This is a genomic window from Flavobacterium sp. 11, assembly GCF_002754315.1.
Classification (GTDB): Bacteria; Bacteroidota; Bacteroidia; order Flavobacteriales; family Flavobacteriaceae; genus Flavobacterium; species Flavobacterium algoritolerans.
The window spans coordinates 2288266-2309079 of record NZ_PEFE01000001.1; the positions used below are offsets into that span (position 1 = coordinate 2288266).

Genomic DNA, 20814 nt, shown 5'->3' on the forward strand with positions numbered 1-20814 from the left:
CTACTAATTGATGGGATTATTTTACACCTTTCCACCATTGGGAAAATTGTTGTGTGGTATCTTTTAAATTTACCTGTTCACCAATCATTGGTGTGATAAGGTTTAGGTTTTCTTGTTTGTTATTTTCGGTTATCAATTCCAGAGGTTCGTACCAAGGATGATTCCCGAGCGCAAATTTTGAAGAATGGACGGGGAAAATTCGTTTGGCGTTTAAGTCTTTTGCTGCTTGCAAAATTTCATCTGGCATCAGGTGAATGTATTTCCAACTCTTATCGTACTGACCGTTTTCTAAAATGGCTAAATCAAATTCACCAAACGTTTTCCCTATTTCAGCAAAATGTTTGTCGTAGCCACTATCACCACCAAGAAAAATTTGCATGGTTGGTGTTTGTAAAACATACGAGGTCCAAAGCGCTTTGTTTCTAGTTAGTCCACGACCCGAAAAATGTCTTGAAGGAACCGTATGTGCCGTAAAACCTTCGTCCAAAACTATTTTCTCGTTCCAGTCTTTTTCAATGATTTTAGTGGTGTCAAAGCCCCAATACTCAAAGTGTTCGCCGGTGCCAAGACCGCAGATAATTTTTTTGATTTTGGGCTTTAGTTTTAAAATGGTTTTGTAATCCAAATGATCCCAATGGTCGTGCGAAATAAAAAGGTAGTCAATTTCGGGAATATCATCCGTTGTATAACGATCCGTTCCTTTGAAAGCTTTTGTTGAAAATGAAAATGGAGACGCAACACCACTTAAAACTGGATCAACTAAAATTCGTTTTCCATCAATTTGAATGTAGTAGGAGGAATGCCCAAACCAAACCAAAATATTTTCGTTTAGGTCTACATTCAAAAGGTCTGTTTTTTTGGTTGGAATTTCGTCAACTGGTGTAACATTTTTATGCTGCCCGAAAAAGAACTCTTTACCAACGGTATAATAGCTTGCTCCTTCCGTCAGGTCAGGTGTGATGCTTTGGTTTTGAAAAGAACCGTTTTTATAATTTGGTGATTGTTTAATTCTTTCCAATCTTTTGCCTGCAGGCAGTTTACCAAATTTTACTTGTTTTAAATAGGATAATGCACTCATTACGAATAAAGAAATTAAATAAACATACATCTATTACTGACTAATCAGTCAGTAAATGTAAATCTATTTTTTCAATTGGCAATAGTTTTTATAAAGTAGCTGGTTTTATACAATCGTGTTAGTGTCTTATTGTAGTCCTTTACCACAGGGAGTAAAGGACTTTACAATGTTCAATAATTTAAGATTTTGAAATTTCTTCCAATACTTTTTTTCCGTTTTCATTGTTTGGATCCAGTTCTACGGATTTTTTATAATTTAGTATAGCAAGCTTTTTATCTCCGTTTTTCAAATAGGCTTCTCCTAAACTGTCATAAGCATTTCCTGATTGCGGAAACGCTTCAACATTTAGTTTGAAAACTTCTATTGCTTCTTTTACTTTTCCGGTTTGTAATAATTGATATCCTGCGCTATTCATTTCATTTTCATTGATAGCATAGGTATTTGAATTTTTATTTTCTTTAAAATAAGTTAATCCAGATGCAATTCCTTTTTCCATAATTACGTCTACGAAAGCAGTAGCCAATGATTTTTTAGGCAAACTATACGGTTTATTATAAAGGATATTTCTAATCGCTTTATTCATCTCGTTTAAGTTGGTACCGCCCGTATTATTTAATAAAACCACCAGATTTTTGTCAGACGGAATACGGGAAAGCAAGGTGTTGAATCCATTTATTCCACCGCCATGCTCAATGACCATAATACTTTCATTTTTTTCTCCATTGAAAGCCTTATTGATGAACAATCCGTAACCATAATGTCCCGGTCCTGCAGGGATATAGGAATTAAATAAAAGTTCTTTATTTTTTTTCGAAAGTAACTGTTCGGTGTAAAGTGCCTGATCCCATAAATACAAATCATCTACAGTGGAATACAAGGAACCAGCAGCGTAAGGAATAGATAAATCAAGATAACTGGCATTGCTGAAGTTTTTACCGTTTTTCTCATAACCTGAAGCTCTGTTTTTCAAAATCGTTTCATGATGATCGAATCCAGTATTATTCATCTTTAGTGGCGTAAGAATATTGTCTTGTAAAAACTGCTCATAGGTTTTACCGGAAGCTTTCTCTATGATGTATCCCAATAAAAAATAACCGGAATTGCTGTATGCAAATTTTTCGCCTGGTGTAAACTCCAGCGGTAGATCAGCGAATTTTTTTACAAATGCTTCCGGGCTGTACGGATTGATACTTAAATCTTTGACGAAATTTGGAAACGAAGTATAATTAGGAATTCCAGCGGTATGCGTGAGTAAATGATGAATAGTGATTTTATCGCCTGAAGCTTTAGGATAGTCAGGAAGATAGGTTGTAATAGGAGCATCTAACTTTAATTTTCCCTGTTCGACTAATTGCAGAATCAACATAGCGGTAAATTGTTTGGTAACGGAACCCAATCGGTGTTTGGTATCCGGTTGGTTCGGAATATTCCATTCCATGTTTGCCATTCCAAATCCCTTTTTATAAATGACTTTCCCTGCGTCAGCGACAAGAATGGAGCCGTTAAACTGCCCGTATTCTGAATATAGGTTCATTAACTTATCGATTTGTTCTGTTTTGGTTTGCCCAAAGGAAACCGGTATTGTAATTAGCTGGATGAATAGACCAATTAGGATTGTCTTTACTGCAAAATGCTTAGAACGTTGTTTCATGATGATTGTTGGTTTTAGTGATTGATGTTGTTTTTGTTCATTTTTATCTGTTGTTGCAAATTTTGTTTATCCGTTACAAGCTAGTGTTTATATTCCGAATAATTAATAAATGTTTTTCCATCGTAAAGGTAGAGACCTGTTTCTCTCGTACCAACCCAAAGATTTCCTGTTTTATCTTCCAAAATTGCCCAAATCCCCTGATTAATTAGTCCATCTTTTGTTGTAAAACAAGTGAAAGATTTTCCATCGTAACGGCAAATGCCACCACCGCCACCAAACCAAATATTTCCGTTTTTGTCTTCTATAATTCGCATAACCGAATCACTTAGCAAGCCATTGCTTTTTGTAAAACTTGTAAATGATTTTCCATCATAACGGTAAGCACCGCTCCAATTGCTGAACCAAATATTTCCGTTCTTGTCTTGCAATGCGGGCCAAGCCCAATTGTCGCCATTTGGTTTAAGATTAGTTATAGATATACCATCGTAACGAAACACACCTTTATTACCTCGTCCACCAAACCAAATGTTACCAGCTTTATCTTCTAAAATATATTCAGCATTATTGTTACTGCTCATATAGCCAACTCCGCCTTCATCAATTATAAACGGAGTAAAAGATTTACCATCGTAGATGTAAACACCATTGATAGTTGCGAACCATAGTTTTCCGTTTCTGTCCTGCATGATACTGAATACCTCCTGCGTTTTTCTAAACTTATTGAGAGGCAGGTTTTTTCGTAAAGGAATCTGGATTTTAGCAAATGTTTTACCATCGTAAAGGCAAACTCCTGCTGGAGTACCTATCCAAATTTTTCCATCTTTATCTTCCAAAAGGGCATTAATATTATTACTGTTTAGACCATCGGCCACTAAAAATTGGGTAAAGGATTTTCCGTCATATTTATAAAGACCATTTTCTGTGGTGCCAAACCAAAGGTTACCGGCTTTGTCCTGCAGCGCAGATTGTACATTGCCATATTTAGGCGAGCCTATGGTTTTTATAAGTTTGGGATGTGCAACAGATAGTATGTTTGATTCACTTCCCTTTTCTTTTGGTACGTCTTTTTTAGCTGGTCCGTTGCAGGCAGTGGCAAAAAGTAATATTGTCAGAAAAGTAAAAACTCGCGTTTGTGAGAAATATTTTTTCATTGTTCAAATTGGCATTGATGTTTTTATCTATTTGTTGGTTTGGGTGTCGCTCTGCAAGGGCCGCTAACGTCTTGCTACAACAGCGGGTTTGGGATTAAATTATGCCTTATTTTCGGATTTGCCAAATCATCCCAAATCCGTTGTAGTAACTGTTGTACGCATTTATTCTGCCTTCACATAAAAAGTATAAATCTCTTTTTTCAGTTCTCTTTTTCGTAATTTTCTGTCTATGATTATTCCTCGTTCATCAAGTAATATTTTTCTAATGCCTGAAGAATCTCTTACGAGTTTTGGATATAATCTTTTTTGTGAATTTTTCTTTCCTACACCAAAACTCCAAATTTCTGAATTTTTAAATGCCACATTACGAATATTAAAAGAATCGTACGGGAGAAATTTAATTAGCTCTGAACGTATTATTATTTCTTTCCCATCCGAATCTTTCTTAAAAAAAACTATTTTATCATCCTCGAAACGAATATGATCCGAAAATGTTCCTGGATACGGATTATAATTTAACTCTTTCATTTTCCAATTACCCTTCCATTGTTTTATGATTTTTTTGTGGATTAAAGGTAACAATGAATCAATCTTTTGGCGAGCTAATATTTGAATGTCTGAATTTTTGCCATATTTATTTGCCATGTAAAATTGGGAAACAGCAACTTCCAATTTACCTTTTTTTAAATATTTTTGACCACTTTTAAACCATTGCTCTTGACTAAATGGTATTTCTTGAGCAATAAGCCCATTGCGAAAAATCAGAAAGATTAATATAAAAAGGATGTTCTTCATAATTGCGTACAACTTGTATATAATCGCTACAAACTAGCGGATATACACCCAAAATTGGGATACTTTGCGCTACAAATAGCTTTTTATCGTTCTGCTAATGTAATTAATTTATTACGAATTATTGATATTGAAATTCTAAAGTAATCGAATAAAAACAAATGAACTTAAGAATTAGATTCCCTAGCCCCGATAGCAGCGGCATCCTTTATGTTCTTTCTTTAAGAACATAAAGATACAGCGGAGAGCGGGAAAGAGCTCCAGATTCCGACTTCCGCCAGAATGACAAACCCTCTGCAATGTCATCTTGTCAGATTTTTTTACGCCAATTTTAACATAAACTGACAATTTAATAGTTGGTTTTGTATTGGCACAAAGATTGACTTATCGACTTCGAGTCATTAAAACAAGTATACAATAAAATTAAATATATTAAAAATGGGTAAAATAATCGGAATTGATTTAGGTACGACCAACTCTTGTGTTTCTGTAATGGAAGGTAATGAAGCAGTTGTTATTCCTAATGCAGAAGGAAAAAGAACAACACCATCTATCATCGCTTTTGTTGAAGGTGGAGAAATTAAAGTAGGAGATCCTGCTAAAAGACAAGCGGTAACTAATCCAACTAAGACTATTGCTTCTATCAAACGTTTTATGGGTCACTCTTTTTCAGAAATTACAGCTGAAGCAAAAAGAGTTTCTTATTCAGTAGTAAAAGGGGACAACAATACGCCACGTGTGGATATTGATGGTCGTTTATACACTGCTCAAGAATTGTCAGCTATGACACTTCAAAAAATGAAAAAAACAGCTGAAGACTATTTAGGTCAAACTGTTACTGAAGCAGTTATCACTGTTCCAGCTTACTTTAATGATGCACAACGTCAAGCTACAAAAGAAGCGGGTGAAATTGCAGGTCTTAAAGTAATGCGTATTATCAACGAACCAACTGCAGCTGCACTTGCTTACGGTTTAGATAAAAAAGGTAAAGATCAAAAAATTGCTGTTTACGATTTAGGTGGAGGTACATTTGATATTTCTGTTCTTGAATTAGGAGACGGAGTTTTCGAAGTATTGTCTACTAACGGAGATACTCACTTAGGTGGAGATGATTTTGACCACGAAATTATTGACTGGTTAGCTGACGAATTTAAAGCTGAAGAAGGTATTGACTTACGTCTTGATCCAATGTCATTGCAACGTTTGAAAGAAGCTGCTGAGAAAGCAAAAATTGAATTGTCTTCTTCTGCTGAAACTGAAATCAACTTGCCATACGTAACTGCTACGGCTTCAGGACCAAAACACTTAGTTAAAAAATTAACTAGAGCTCAATTTGAAAAATTAACTGACGCTTTAGTAAAACGTTCTATGGCACCAGTTGCTAAAGCGTTGAAAGATGCAGGTTTATCTGTTTCTGATATTGACGAAGTTATCTTGGTGGGTGGTTCTACTCGTATGCCAAGAATTGCTGAAGAAGTTGAAAAATTCTTTGGTAAAAAAGCGTCTAAAGGAGTTAACCCTGATGAGGTTGTTGCAATTGGAGCAGCTATTCAAGGTGGAGTTCTTTCTGGAGATGTAAAAGATGTATTGTTACTTGACGTTACACCTTTATCTTTAGGTATCGAAACTATGGGTGGTGTTCTGACTAAATTAATTGAGTCTAACACAACTATTCCAACTAAAAAATCTCAAGTTTTCTCTACAGCTGCAGATTCTCAACCAACAGTTGAAATCCACGTTTTACAAGGAGACAGAGCTATGGCAGTTGACAACAAAACTATCGGTCGTTTCCATTTAGATGGTATTCCACCAGCTCCAAGAGGTGTTCCACAAATTGAAGTAACTTTTGATATTGATGCTAATGGTATCATCAAAGTTTCTGCAACTGACAAAGGAACTGGAAAATCTCACGATATTCGTATCGAAGCTTCTTCTGGATTAACAGCTGAAGAAATCGAAAGAATGAAAAAAGATGCAGAAGCTAATGCTGATTCTGACAAACTTTTAAGAGAAAGAGCAGAAAAATTGAACGAAGCTGACGGAATGATCTTCCAAACTGAAACTCAATTGAAAGAATTAGGTTCTAAATTATCTGATGAAAACAAAGTTGCTGTAGAATATGCATTAACTGAATTGAGAATGGCACACCAATCTCAAGACATTCCTGCAATTCAAACTGCTCTTGACAACATCAACGCTGCTTGGAAAAAAGCAACTGAAGCGATGTATGCTCAAGGAGAACAAGGTCAAGGTGAAGCACAACCTCAAGGGGATGCTGCTCAAGGAGACAATGTTGAAGACGTTGAATTCGAAGAAGTAAAATAATAATTTTCCGTAGAGATGTACTGCGGTGCATCTCTACTATTGATTTAGAAAACCGTTCGCCATTGGTGAACGGTTTTTTTTATGGGTTAAATAAAAAACCCGACCTGTTTTAGAAACGGGTCGGGTTTTATTATTATTATTATTATTATTATTATTATTATTTATGTAGAGACGCATTGTAGAGACGCACTGCAGTGCGTCTCTACCGTGTGTATTTTTCAATGTGCATTTATGCAATCTTCGTTTATAAAATTCGCATCGATACGGTGCGTCTCTACAATGCATTTATACAATGCGTCTCTACAGTATAATAACATCAAATACAGCATAAAAAAAAAGGGAAAATGTTGTTAACATTTTCCCTTTTTTAATTCATTATTTAGGATCTAAAGCTTGTCCTATTCTAGAAATTAAATCTTGTAAGTGATATCTACTCATTCGATCAGTCATTCTTGATGAGGCTAACTTCATCTCGTTTTTCAGACTATTCAATTGACCTCTTGCAATAGAAGGTAAATCAGTTTGAGCAAGATTTACTCTTCTTGTCGTGAAACCGTAAGTAACACCTACAGGAACCGATCTAACCATGGCTGTACCTGGTTTAAGTAATTCGATCATTTTGTCAACATACAATTTTTGAATGTTTCTGCGATACACATCAATGGAACCGCTTCCTTTCAATTCAGAGAAGATTCCATTTTTTAAGTCGCTTACTAATTCATCAGCGGTATAGTTGTTTTTACTCATAGAAGAAGTTTCTATAAGGCGAACAATTCTATCTCCAGCCAATAAACTTGATAAGGTAGCATCTTGCATTCCTTTGATTGCTTCAACACCGCTTTCTGGGTTTATTTTCGAAAGGATATTTTGATCCAATAACCATTTTGGTGTGGTGAACAATTGAGTGTTCAAGAATAATACAGCATCTTTTTGGATAGCTCTTGGAACTACTTCAAATTGATTTCCTGTCATGTCATACGTTTTTGGAGAATCATAGATTCCACCTACGTTTTTAGTAACATGGCCCATATATCTTCTGAATTGTCCAGTAAGTGCACCGTAAAGTTCGTCTAGTTCAGCATAGCTTTCACCGTTTTCTTTAGTCCACTCTAATAAATTAGGCAAAATTCTTTTTAGGTTTTTGATTCCGTACTCAGAAGCTCTCATCGCATTATCTCCAATATCCTCTGTTTGGTATCTTGGGTCATAAGGACTGCTTTCAGTACCAAACCATAAACGGTTATTTTTGTATGCTTCTTTAGTCATTTCGTTCAACTTCGCTTTTTCCTCAGTTTCAGTTTTAGCTCCGTCAAAATAAGAATAACCCCATTTAATAGCCCATTTGTCATAATCCCCAATTCTTGGGAATAAGGCAGTAACACCATCTTCTGGTTGTGCCACATAATTAAAACGTGCATAATCCATGATAGAAGAAGTATGTCCGTTTTTATCTTGGTACGCTTTATCTCTCAGTTTTTCAACCGGAGTGGCAGAGCTTGCTCCCATGTTATGACGTAATCCTAAAGTGTGTCCTACTTCATGAGAAGAAACGAAACGGATTAATTCTCCCATTAATTTATCATCAAACTTTTTTGTTCTTGCTGCAGGATCTACAGCCGCAGTTTGAATCAAGTACCAGTTTCTTAAAAGACTCATGATATTGTGGTACCAACCAATGTGGCTTTCCAAAATTTCACCACTTCTAGGATCATGTACATTTGGTCCGTATGCATTTTGAATTTCAGCAGCAAAATATCTCAATACTGAAAAACGGGCATCTTCCAAACTCATTGTTGGATCATTTTCTGGCCAATATTCGCCACGAATTGCATTTTTCCATCCTGCAGCTTCAAATGCTACTTGCCAATCATCAATACCTTGTTTAATGAATTTTTTCCATTTGTCAGGTGTAGCTGGATCAATGTAGTATACAATTGGTTTTAGTGGCTCAATTAATTCCCCTTTTTTTTGCTTTGCAGCATCTTCGGCAGATTTTGGCTCTAAGCGCCATCTTACAGCAAAAGTTTTAGTGTCTGATTTTTGAGATTCTTCTTCAAAAACTCCGTATTCGTTTGCAAAATATCCTACACGTGCGTCAAATTCTCTTTTGCGCATAGGTGTTTTTGGCAATAAAATCATCGAAGTATTCATCTCTACCGTTACTACTCCTGCATCTAAAGCAGAAGGTAAATTAACTCCAATTTGTGGTGTTGGAGTAATTGAAATACGCGGTGGAGTAGTTGTAAATGTTTTTACAGTTCTAATCTCAGTATTTATTGGATAACTGCTTATTTTTGAGATGAATGATTTATCCTTTTGAAAAGCTACAATGTTTAACAATTGTTTTTTAATTGGATCTAATGAAAAAGTCTGAATATCACCATCGAAAGTGCTCGTTAAATCGATCACATATCCAGCATTATTTTTACCGGTTGAATCTTTTTTGAATGCCAAGATATCATAGTTTCCAATAATTGGATCCGAAGTTGAATTCTTAACCGCTTGAGCCATTGGCTTGTCACCGTCCGGAGACATGATAACGTAAGTAACTGATCTAAGAAGGATGTTGTTGTTCAGCCCTTTTTCCCAACGAACGACTTGTCTGTTGATTTCTTCTCCTCCAAAAATTCCTCCTCCGGCTGGAGTTTTAGAATATCTGGTAATTGTCATTATTTCACTTCCTAAAAGGGAGTCTGGAATTTCAAAAAGATATTTGTCATTAATTTTATGAATGTCAATTAATCCTTTTTGTGTTACTGCGGTTGAGTCAATAACTTTTTTGTACGGTTTAGGTTCTTTCTTACCGTCTTTAGATTCGGGTGCTTTTGCTTCTACTTTAGCAGGGGCATTCTTGTCTGCTCTTTTCTTTTTTTTACTTTGTGCAAATGTGCCTTGCGCAAAACAAAATAACAGACATGTAATAATTAGGGTTAGTTTTTTTTTCACCATTTAGTTAATGTATTAATAAAGTTTATAATTGGTTATGGTCTATAAGTCGTATTTTTTTGTGTTTTGTTACGACTAAAGTTCAAATTTATTGATATATTTTTTATAAAAAGACCATTTTGAGGTGCGATTTTAAATAATTAACAATAATTAACAATCGTTTATTAATTGCTTTTTCCATGTCATAACATGATTTTTCTCATGTAAGGAATTATTATTTCGAGGTATCTTTGCTTTTTTAAATATTAAATTAAACCTATTTTTTTCATTTTTAGGAATGTCAAAAGTGCCAAAAAACGATTTTTTTGTAAAAGTTTTTTGTAATATTACTACTTAAATCAGCTGGAATGAGAAAAATTAAGTACAAGAGAGGAAAGAAAACACAACCTTATAATTTAGAATATACTGGTATTCATAAAAGTAAGGAATCAGAGCTGCAGTTGTTTGTTTATGATGATTTGGATCTTACCGAGTATGAGGATTTTAAGGTTTCGGATTTAGATAAATATATTGAGGGACAAAAAACAAACTGGATTAATATTCACGGTTTAAATAATGTGGAGTGGCTAAAATCGATTGGGAATTATTTTAATATCGATAATTTTATGCTGGCTGATATTTTAAATACCACCCGAAGAACAAAACTGGAAGAGTCTCATGATTTTCTATTTTTCAACATAAAATCACTTTTACCCACAGGACATTCGGACAATATAAGTGTAGAACAAATTAGTTTTTTGTTAAAAGATGGGATTCTGATTTCTTTTCAGGAAAAGCGAAGTGACTTTTTTACTCACATTCGAGAACGCATTAGAACGCATTCCGGAATTGTAAGAACTAAGAAAGCGGATTACTTATTGTACATTCTTCTGGATGCCATCATGGAAAATTTCTACATCACTTTAGAAAGCGAGGAAGATAAAATAGAGGAATTGATCAATCTGACCAAGGAAAGTGTAGATCCTATAATTTTAGAAAAAATAGAGAAACACAGAGATAATTTAAATTTTTTAAAACGTTCTATCATTCCGCTTAGGGATTCTTTGTATGATATAAAAAGCATAAAAGACGATAACATATTTAATGTTATGGAAGCAGATACTTTTAGCTTTTTTGCCCGATTGCATCAAAAGAGTTTAGAACTTTTGGAACAAATTGAATCTGATATGAGTTCTTTGGAAAGTGCGTCTAATTTCTTTTTCTCGGCACAAACACATAAGATGAATGAGATTATGAAAACCCTGACGATTGTATCGGCGATATTTATTCCGCTGACTTTTATTGTGGGAGTTTACGGGATGAATTTTGAATATATGCCAGAACTGAAACGTCATTATGGCTATCATACCGTTATGGGCGCTATGTCTTTAATAGTGGTTGGAATGATTATTTATTTTAAAAAACGCCGTTGGTTTTAGGAATAAAAAAGGATTACATCCAATTCATTTAGAATTAAATTAAAAAATAAAAAAATGAACAAGGCCATATACATTGCAACAAGCGAACAAAATAGTGGGAAGTCGATTATTACGTTGGGATTGATGAGCATGCTTATTGGTAAGATGGCCAAAGTAGGTTATTTTAGACCCATAGTGGAAGATTTTGAAGAAGGAGGATTTGACAATCACATTGAAACCGTGATTGGTCATTTTGGGATGGATATTGAATTTGAAGATGCGTATGCCATTACAAAAAGTAAATTAATCAAAAAGAAGAACAAAGGAAAAATAGGTGAGGTTCTCGATTTGATTATTGAAAAATACAAGAAATTAGAAGAGCGTTTCGATTTTGTCTTGGTTGAAGGAACCAGTTTTACAGGGGAAGGAACTGTTATCGAATTAGATATGAATGTTCTGATTGCCAAAAATTTGGGTATTCCAACTATTATAGTGGGCTCCGGAGTGGGTAAAACATTAGAGGAATTGATAGATAGTCTTTACTTAGCTTACGATTCTTTTAAAGTCAAAGATGTTGAGGTTTTGGCTGTAATCGCCAATAAAGTGCAGCCAGAGAATATTGAATTGGTTACTAACGGTCTAAAGAAAAGTTTACCCAAAAGTATATTGGTGAATTCTATTCCTTTGATTCATAAATTGAATAACCCAACCGTACAGGAAATAGTAAATGAGTTGGATGCCAAAGTTTTATTTGGATCGGCACACTTGAACAATCAAACTGGAAATTTTAGTGTAGGGGCCATGCAATTGTGCAATTATTTGTTGCATTTGAAAGAGAATAGTCTGGTGATTACGCCCGGAGACCGAGCAGACATTATTCTAGGAGCATTGCAGGCCAATGAATCCGTAAATTATCCGACCATTTCGGGAATTGTTTTGACAGGAAATATCTTGCCTGAAATTAGTATTTTGAAATTGATAGAAGGACTCTCTACCATTGTTCCAATTATTGCGGTAGAAGAAGGAACGTATTATATTACCAATAAAATAGGTTCCATTAAATCCAAAATTTACGCAAACAACAAGCAGAAGATTGAAATTTCTATCACTACTTTCGAAAAATATGTCGACTTAGACAACTTGGCTGAAAAGCTAATCACTTTTGAAGCGGAAGGAATGACACCAAAAATGTTTCAATATAATTTAGTAAAAAGAGCCAGACAACATAGGAAACACATTGTTTTACCGGAAGGAAATGACGAACGAATCATTATTGCAGCCTCACAATTATTGACGATGGATGTGGTTGATATTTCGATTATTGGCAACAAAAAACAAATTGAAAATAAAGTGGCGGAGTTGGGACTTCCTTTCGATTTTTCTAAAATAAGAATCATTAATCCGATAGAATCCGAGCATTATGATGATTATGTAAATACGTATTATGAGTTGCGTAAAGCAAAAAATGTAACCATAGGAATGGCTAAGGATTTAATGGAAGATGTCTCGTATTTTGGAACCATGATGGTGTATAAAGGGCATGCGGACGGAATGGTTTCCGGAGCGGCACATACCACACAACATACTATTTTGCCTGCTTTGCAATTCATTAAAACCAAACCCAATTCCTCTGTGGTTTCGTCGATATTTTTCATGTGTTTAGAGGACAGAGTTTCTGTTTTTGGAGATTGTGCCATTAATCCAAATCCTACTGCGGAACAATTAGCAGAAATTGCCATTTCCTCTGCCGATTCAAGTTTGGCTTTTGGTATTGAACCAAAAATTGCCATGCTTTCGTATTCATCTGGTTCATCAGGAAAAGGAGATGAAGTAGATAAAGTAAGAGCGGCAACTGAAATAGTGAGAAGAAAACGTCCCGATTTAAAAATTGAAGGCCCTATTCAATACGATGCAGCCGTTGACATGGCTGTTGGAAAAAGTAAAATGCCAAATTCAGAAGTGGCAGGGCAAGCCAGCGTTCTAATTTTTCCGGATTTAAATACAGGAAATAATACCTATAAAGCTGTGCAAAGAGAGACTGGTGCATTAGCAATTGGTCCGATGTTACAAGGATTGAACAAACCGGTAAATGATTTAAGCCGTGGTTGTACGGTAGATGATATTATAAATACAGTCGTGATTACGGCGATTCAAGCACAAGGATTATAAAATGAAAATAGTAATTATAAACTCAGGAAGTTCCTCCATAAAATACCAATTGATTAACATGCCGGCAAATGAAGTTATTTGTTCAGGGATGATTGATAGAATAGGACTCGAAACTTCAAACCTAACGTATGTAACGTATACGACTAAATTAGAAGAAACGTTACCTATTGCAAACCATAAAATTGGTTTAGAAAAAATTGCCAAATTACTGATGGATGAAAAAGTAGGGGTGATTAAAAGTACGGATGAAATAGAAGCTGTTGGGCATCGTGTGGTGCATGGCGGAAGCGCTTTTTCTAATACGGTAGTTATTACCAATGAAGTAAAAGATAAAATCAGACAGCTTTTTGATTTGGCACCTTTGCATAATCCTGCAAATTTAGAAGGAATAAATGTTGCCGAAGAAATTTTTAGCTCAGCACAGCAAGTGGCTGTTTTTGACACGGCATTCCATCAAACGATTCCTGTTGTAGCGCACAAATATGCGGTACCAAATTACCTTTTGACGGAAAATAAAATACGCGTTTACGGTTTTCATGGAACGAGTCACAAATACGTTTCGGAAAATGCGATTCATTATTTGAAGCAAAATTCTCAGAATATAGGTTCTAAAATTATCACGATACATTTAGGAAACGGTTGCAGTATGACCGCTGTAAAAGACGGAAAAAGTATTGATCATACGTTGGGTTTTGGTCCAATGAACGGATTAATTATGGGAACCCGAAGCGGAGATGTGGATCAATCTGTGATTTTTTATCTGGTAAATACGTTGGGTTATTCGCTTGAAGCGGTAAATACGATGTTGCAAAAACAAAGTGGAATGTTGGGGCTAACCGGTTACAGTGATTTGAGGGATATTGAAGCCAATGCAGAGAACGGAAATGCGGATTGTCAATTGGCTTTAGCGATGAATGCCTATCGAATAAAGAAATATATTGGCTCGTATACGGCTGTTTTAAATGGGCTCGATGCCATTATTTTTACGGCTGGAATTGGGGAAAATTCTTCGTACATCCGAAAATTAGTGTGTACGGATATGGATTATTTCGGAATAGCATTGGATGCATCCAAAAATGAAATCCGTTCGAAAGAAATTAGAGAAATAAACACACCAGATTCAAAGACTAAAATATTAGTCATTCCTACCAATGAAGAAATTGAAATTGCCAATCAGGTATATGAATTACTGACGAATTAAGAAAATGACCAACTCAAAAAAAGCTTCTGTAAGCAGAGGCTTTTTTTATGCCTTTTATTTGATAAATCTAATTATATTTGGATATAAAATACCACATTTTGAAAGCAAGAATTACATCAATAATCCTACTCTATTTTATCTCATTCCAACTTTATTCACAGGAATTACTCCCTTTTGTAGAGAATTACAGCAAATCAAATTATCAAGGTGATAATCAGATTTGGAGTGTTGCACAAGGAAATGATAACGCCATGTATTTTGCCAATAATTATTATTTATTGCGGTATGACGGCGTAAAGTGGGAGAAAAACAGCTTGCCAAACAAAACAATCATTCGCTCCGTAATGGTTGACGGTGACCGCATTTATACCGGTTCTTATAAAGAATTTGGGTATTGGTTCCGAAAAGAAGGTAAGATGCATTATGTTTCTATTTCCAACTCCAATAAAACTAAAGTTTTTGACGACAGTGATAATGAAGAAATTTGGAAGATATTTAAATTCAATAATAAAATCTACTTTCAGTCTTTTAATGGGCTTTTCCAGTTTGACGGAAAAGTAATTAAAGAAAGTAAATTTGATTTTCTGGTTTCCTATTGCTTTCCGGTTGGTAATGAACTATTGGTTGCTTCGGTAGAAAAAGGAATTTATAAAATGAAGAATTCCAAGTTTGAAAAGATAGAAGGATGGTCCGTTTTAGAGAATAACGTCATCCATGCTATTGAAAAACACCAAAACAAAACGTATTTTTTTACTAAAAAAAATGGGGTTTATGTGGAAGAAAATGGTATTCTCAGCACTTGGAAAAGTGCATTAAATGATATCTTGAAAGCAGCAAATATCAACGTTGCCAAGTTCATTAAAAACAATAAATTAATCATAGGAACGGCTAATAAAGGGGTTTATATTTTTGATTTGAATTCTGGCTCGTATAAAAACATCAATCGAAATAATGTATTGATGAACAATTCCATTTTGAGTATCGGCCTGGACAAAGAAAATGATTTGTGGCTGGGCTTAGACAACGGAATTGCTCATATCGAGGTTAATTCCCCTATTTCTATTTTTTATGATAATTCAGGGATTTTAGGTTCCGTTTATTCCGTGGCAAGTACTCCAAAAGGCTATTTGATGGCTTCCAATCATGGTGTTTTTAAATATGAAGACAAAGTGCTATCGTTAATTCCTAATACGCAAGGGCAAGCTTGGAACATCAGTAAAATAAATAATAAATACCTCATAGGTCATAACGAAGGCACTTTTATATACGAGAATGGGTTGTTTTCTAAATTAAGTACTATAAACGGAGGTTGGAATTTAGTCAAAAGCAGCATTAATAATTCCTATTTACAAGCAACATACAGCGGTGTAATCATTTATAATGACAGTAATGATTTGAATCAAAAGATAGTTATAAAAGGAATATTGAAACCTATCAAATATGTTGCGCAAAACCGAAAAAATGAAATATGGGCAGCCGATAACAATAGAGGTTTGTATCGAATTCTGTATAATGATGCATACGAAACAACTAACATCAAGAATGTCACCCAGCACAGCAAAATAAGCAATGATTTTGGAGTGAAAATATTTGAGTTCAGAAATGAAATTTTGTTTTTAATCAATAAATCGTGGTACACCTATAATTCAATTACCAATCAATTAGAAGAAAATGAATTGTTTAATACTAATTTTAAAAATGTATCAAACATCGTTTCTATTGATGAAAATCACTTTCTGATACTGCAAGAAGGGCTTTTATATCATATTTATGCGCATGACAATAAATTCATCCGCACTATTATTCAAGAGAAATATTACAAGGGAAAAATCATTAATGACAATGTAAAAGTTTTCAAAAACAAAGATAATTACCTGTTGAATCTGGATGATGGTTTTATCTCGTTGCAATTAAAATATGCAAACAAGAAAGCATCAAATATAAGTGTTGAAGCCTTTGTAAATGATGATTTGGTTAAAAATAACTCAAAGATTCCATACAATTCGGAGCTTCGCATACATGTAATATCAGGTGTTTTTGGAGCAACAAGACCTAATTTATTTTATAAAATAAATGGTGCCAAAGAATTTATTCCTGTAAATGAAGGTTTGATTGTTTTGAATAATTTAAATAGCGGTTCCAATGAGATTACGGTTTACCTTCACGACGGATTGAATTATGATAAAATTTCCAACTTTCAATTTATTGTGGCTAAACCATGGTATTTTTCTATTTGGATGATTTTATTATATCTGATAGTGATTGGAGGCATATTGTATCTGTATTACAAATGGAATAAAATGCGATACATTCAGAAACTGGAGTTGCGTGATGAAGAATTAAAACATCAAAAGAAAATTCTGGAGATGGAATTAAAGGCCGAAAACGAATTGAATATTCAAGAATATGAAAAACATATTCTAGAACTGGAATTGCAATCGAAGTCTTCAGAGGTTGCTGGAAAATCACTTTCGATTGCGAAACAAAGTGAAATGATTGAGAATATTCAAAGTATTCTGGATTCAGATATGGATTTTAATAAACTAAAAAGTGAAATCAAAAAAGCCATAAAAATCAATGCTGTTAACAAACATGAATGGGAAACGTTTGAAACAAATTTGAATCAAATTCACAATGAATTTATAATTAACCTTTCAAAAAAATATCCAAACCTAACTTCGAAGGATATTAAGCTCTGTATTTACTTAAAAATGAATCTTTCGTCCAAGGAAATTGCACCCATGATGAATATTTCTTTTAGAGGTGTAGAACTTCATCGCTACCGCTTAAGAAAGAAATTAAACCTTGTTCAGGACGAAAATCTCTCTAAATTTTTATTAACTGTATAAATAAGCTTTATTTTTTATAGATAATATATTATTTCAGTGTATTTATTACGGAATTACAACACATCATTACTACATCATATAGATGTAGTGTAGTATCTCATAACCGCTCTTATAGGCAGTAATACATAGATTTATGATCTTGTTTTGCTGTTTTGATGTATTCGTGTAGTATCGCCGTTTTGCTTACTATAACGTTGTAATTATTTACTTTGGCTCCACTAACTTTAACAAATCATTATTATATGAGAAATATTATTTTTAGCTTTTTAGCACTCATTTTACTACCGGCATACATGTCTGGACAAGTAATTAAGGGAAAAGTATTAGATAAGGATGGAATTGGGATTCCTGGAGCCATGATAGTTGCGGCTGATTCTAAAACTTCAACTGATACCGATTTTGACGGTAATTTTAATATCAATGCCAAAGTAGGTGAGGTATTAAAAATTAGCATGGTAGGTTTTGATGCATTATCAGTTCCTGCAACAGCTGCACCCATGAGCATACAATTGCAAGAATCCAAAGACACTGAATTAAAAGAAGTGGTTATCATTGGGTATGGAACCAGAAAAAAAATTGATAATACTACGGCAATTACTTCATTAAAAGCAGAGGAAATATCTAAAACTAAAGTATTGAATGCTTCGCAAGCCATACAAGGTAAAGCGGCGGGTGTTCAGGTAATTTCGTCAGACTTACCAGGAAGTACTCCTTCAGTAATTATTAGAGGTTTGGGTACCGCTTTAGGTGGACGAACTCCTTTATATATTGTAGATGGTATGCCTACGGAGAATATCAATAACGTTAATACGAATGATATTACTTCGTACGAAATTTTGAAAGATGCATCTGCATTAGCAATTTATGGAACCAGAGCTGCCAATGGTGTAATCATTATTACAACTAAAAAAGGTAAAGGAGACAAAGTTTCTGTAGAATTTGAAAGTTTTGCAGGTTTTAGAGCGCCTTTGAAAAAAGTAAAAATGGCAGGAAGTAATAAGTACTCACATTATTCGAATTCTGCTTTACAAACCACAACTTTTTCACAGGATCAACCTGTTAACACAGATTGGTTTGATGCCATTACCAGAACAGGTTCATATACTCAAAATAACGTTTCAGTTTCTGGAGCATCGGAGAATATTAAATACTTCTTCAGTTTAGGAAATTATCAAGAGAAAGCAATTCTTAACGGATTGGATTACAGTCGTACTACTTTTAGAAGCAATAACGAATTCAAAATTTCTAAAAAACTGACTTTAAATCAAAATTTCAGTTTTGGTTCAGCAAATTCAACACCAAAACCATTAAGTGCTTTTACAAACGCTTACAAACAATCTCCAATTGTTCCAGTTCGTTTTTCAAATGGACAATACGGCGTTTCTTACGTTGGGGCTGACGGTTTTGCTGGCACTTCAGGTTCTTCATTTAACAATGTTGGAAATCCTGTAGCACAATTGGATTATTTTGATGAAGAGCAAAGGAGCATAACGCTACAAGGTGGTTTGAAATTAGATTATGATATTTTAAAATCATTAAAATTCACGTCACAATTTAACGGGGAATATTATTCTTGGAAAAATTACAATTTCGAAGACACTAAAACAATTTGGCAGTCAAACAATAATCCGGGGCAGTTAAGCAGTATTATTTATCCAGCGGATAAAAATATTAATTTATTGACAAAAGGCAGAAATCAATATTTCAATTGGAACCTATCTAATTACCTGACTTACAATAAAGTTTTTGCTGATATTCATGATATTGAATTAACAGCAGGTATCGAAACTTCAGTTAGAGGAGCCAGAGAACAATTGACTGTTGCCAGAAAAAATGTAAATGCAGATTCAAATTACTGGTCATTAGCAGGTGTTGATTATGTAGGAACGGTTGTTAATTACAGAGATGAGGTTTTTAATGAAAATAAAATAGCTTCTTATTTTGGTCGTTTCCAATACAAATTAATGGACCGATACTTATTTACAGGTACAATCAGACGTGATGGTTCATCAAATTTTGGTAAAGATTATCGTTGGGGAACTTTTCCGGCCTTTGGTTTAGGATGGGTTATCACCAAAGAAGAGTTTATGGCTAACGCAAAAGGAATAGACTTATTGAAATTAAGAGGAGGCTGGGGTAAATTAGGAAACCAAAATGTTCCTCTTAATAACCAAGCATATAGTTCTGGTCTTACGTATTATTTAGGAGGTTCTATATTGAATGAAGGAACTACAATCAATTCTCAAGTAGATCCAAGTTTATCATGGGAAATTACCGAGGAAACGTCTGCAGGTTTAGATTTTGAATTATTGAACAACAGATTGAAAGGATCATTTGATGTGTATGATAAAACAACAACAAATGTTATTTTAAACACAAGACCTTACATAACTTCAGGTATAAGTAATTCTTCACCGGCACATGTTGGAGAAGTGTCTAATAAAGGATATGAGATTGCTTTGCGTTGGGACGATAAATTAACCGATAATTTAAGTTACTGGGTTGGGGGGAATTTCTCTAACAACAAAAATGAATTGACAGGTTTGAAAGATGCTACGCTTGCGCCAATTACAGGTGGAGATTTAGGAAATGGACAATGGACAAAATTATTAGATAATACTTCTGTTGGGAAACCATTAGGTAGTTTCTATATGTATGAGTATGCTGGTTTTGATGCTACAAATGGGAAAATGTTGTACTATACTGCAACAGGAGCCAAAGTGACTCAAGATGCTTTAGATGCGAATGCTGATAAAAAATACGTTGGTTCTATTTTACCAAATTCAACGTATGGTGTTACTTTAGGAATAAACTATAAAAACTTTGATTTCTCCGTGGACGGATACGGTACTTCTGGTGCTAAAGTGTACAATGGTAAAAAAGCACAACGTTTTACAGGAGAAAATATTGAAGATTCATTAGCAACAGATTTTTGGACAGTAAACAATACAACTGCTTCAAAACCTGGTCCGTTTAACCAAGTTCCTGTAGCATCTACTTACTATTTAGAATCTGGGGATTTCTTTAGAATCAACAATATTACTTTAGGATATAAAATTCCTTTGAAAGGAGAATTTTTAAATTCTTGCAGAATATATGTAAATGCTATAAATCCATTTATCACTCAAAAATTCTCAGGTTTCTCTCCGGAACTAAATGGTAATGGAGATCCTTATGGAACACAAGGTATTGAGTTGGATGCATACCCAACATTAAGATCAGTTGTTATTGGTGCTAATTTAAAATTTTAATACA

At 34.4% G+C, this 20814-nt stretch carries 11 protein-coding genes; 6 read left to right on the forward strand and 5 right to left on the reverse strand.

Going from position 1 to position 20814, the window contains the following annotated elements:
* Positions 1-16: 16 nt before the first annotated feature.
* The 4 genes from CLV00_RS09905 to CLV00_RS09920 form a co-directional block, all read right to left on the reverse strand.
* The gene (locus CLV00_RS09905; RefSeq protein WP_233206881.1) at positions 17-1078 is read right to left on the reverse strand and encodes an MBL fold metallo-hydrolase; all 1062 of its coding nucleotides are present in this window, start codon (positions 1076-1078) and stop codon (positions 17-19) included.
* Between the two features lie 178 nt (positions 1079-1256).
* Positions 1257-2729 (reverse strand): serine hydrolase, encoded by a 1473-nt coding sequence (locus tag CLV00_RS09910; RefSeq protein WP_099715038.1) that lies wholly within the window; start codon positions 2727-2729, stop codon positions 1257-1259.
* 80 nt (positions 2730-2809) lie between these two features.
* Positions 2810-3880 (reverse strand): two-component regulator propeller domain-containing protein, encoded by a 1071-nt coding sequence (locus tag CLV00_RS09915; protein ID WP_099715040.1) that lies wholly within the window; start codon positions 3878-3880, stop codon positions 2810-2812.
* A gap of 162 nt (positions 3881-4042) precedes the next feature.
* A complete protein-coding gene (locus CLV00_RS09920) occupies positions 4043-4675 on the reverse strand; it encodes a hypothetical protein (RefSeq protein WP_099715042.1) in 633 nt (210 codons plus the stop codon).
* A 435-nt stretch (positions 4676-5110) separates the two neighbouring features.
* Between CLV00_RS09920 and dnaK the strand changes: the two genes are divergently transcribed.
* On the forward strand, positions 5111-6997 hold the full coding sequence (gene dnaK / locus CLV00_RS09925) for a molecular chaperone DnaK (protein WP_099715044.1): 1887 nt from the start codon (positions 5111-5113) through the stop codon (positions 6995-6997).
* Between the two features lie 375 nt (positions 6998-7372).
* On the opposite strand, the gene CLV00_RS09930 is transcribed toward dnaK, so the two are convergent.
* Positions 7373-9946 (reverse strand): zinc-dependent metalloprotease, encoded by a 2574-nt coding sequence (locus CLV00_RS09930; RefSeq protein WP_099715045.1) that lies wholly within the window; start codon positions 9944-9946, stop codon positions 7373-7375.
* A gap of 344 nt (positions 9947-10290) precedes the next feature.
* Between CLV00_RS09930 and corA the strand changes: the two genes are divergently transcribed.
* The 5 genes from corA (at position 10291) to CLV00_RS09955 (ending at position 20810) form a co-directional block, all read left to right on the forward strand.
* Complete coding sequence (gene corA / locus CLV00_RS09935; RefSeq protein ID WP_099715046.1) at positions 10291-11361, forward strand: magnesium/cobalt transporter CorA; 1071 nt, start codon at positions 10291-10293, stop codon at positions 11359-11361.
* A gap of 54 nt (positions 11362-11415) precedes the next feature.
* Entirely contained in the window at positions 11416-13509 is a 2094-nt protein-coding gene (pta, locus tag CLV00_RS09940; protein ID WP_099715047.1) for a phosphate acetyltransferase, read from the forward strand.
* Position 13510: 1 nt separating this feature from the next.
* Positions 13511-14710, forward strand: coding sequence for an acetate/propionate family kinase (locus CLV00_RS09945; protein WP_099715048.1), 1200 nt, complete (start codon positions 13511-13513; stop codon positions 14708-14710).
* A 98-nt stretch (positions 14711-14808) separates the two neighbouring features.
* Positions 14809-17559 carry a histidine kinase gene (locus CLV00_RS09950; RefSeq protein ID WP_233206882.1) on the forward strand — a complete coding sequence of 917 codons (2751 nt, stop codon included), beginning with the start codon at positions 14809-14811 and terminating at the stop codon, positions 17557-17559.
* 242 nt (positions 17560-17801) lie between these two features.
* The gene (locus CLV00_RS09955; protein ID WP_099715050.1) at positions 17802-20810 is read left to right on the forward strand and encodes a SusC/RagA family TonB-linked outer membrane protein; all 3009 of its coding nucleotides are present in this window, start codon (positions 17802-17804) and stop codon (positions 20808-20810) included.
* Positions 20811-20814 lie beyond the last annotated feature (4 nt).

What these genes read in the sequence shown, in the direction of transcription:
- CLV00_RS09905 (WP_233206881.1), bottom strand. Translation starts at nt 1,078, where the DNA reads ATGAGTGCATTATCCTATTTAAAACAAGTAAAATTTGGTAAACTGCCT.
- CLV00_RS09910 (WP_099715038.1), bottom strand. Translation starts at nt 2,729, where the DNA reads ATGAAACAACGTTCTAAGCATTTTGCAGTAAAGACAATCCTAATTGGT.
- CLV00_RS09915 (WP_099715040.1), bottom strand. Translation starts at nt 3,880, where the DNA reads ATGAAAAAATATTTCTCACAAACGCGAGTTTTTACTTTTCTGACAATA.
- CLV00_RS09920 (WP_099715042.1), bottom strand. Translation starts at nt 4,675, where the DNA reads ATGAAGAACATCCTTTTTATATTAATCTTTCTGATTTTTCGCAATGGG.
- dnaK (WP_099715044.1), top strand. Translation starts at nt 5,111, where the DNA reads ATGGGTAAAATAATCGGAATTGATTTAGGTACGACCAACTCTTGTGTT.
- CLV00_RS09930 (WP_099715045.1), bottom strand. Translation starts at nt 9,946, where the DNA reads ATGGTGAAAAAAAAACTAACCCTAATTATTACATGTCTGTTATTTTGT.
- corA (WP_099715046.1), top strand. Translation starts at nt 10,291, where the DNA reads ATGAGAAAAATTAAGTACAAGAGAGGAAAGAAAACACAACCTTATAAT.
- pta (WP_099715047.1), top strand. Translation starts at nt 11,416, where the DNA reads ATGAACAAGGCCATATACATTGCAACAAGCGAACAAAATAGTGGGAAG.
- CLV00_RS09945 (WP_099715048.1), top strand. Translation starts at nt 13,511, where the DNA reads ATGAAAATAGTAATTATAAACTCAGGAAGTTCCTCCATAAAATACCAA.
- CLV00_RS09955 (WP_099715050.1), top strand. Translation starts at nt 17,802, where the DNA reads ATGAGAAATATTATTTTTAGCTTTTTAGCACTCATTTTACTACCGGCA.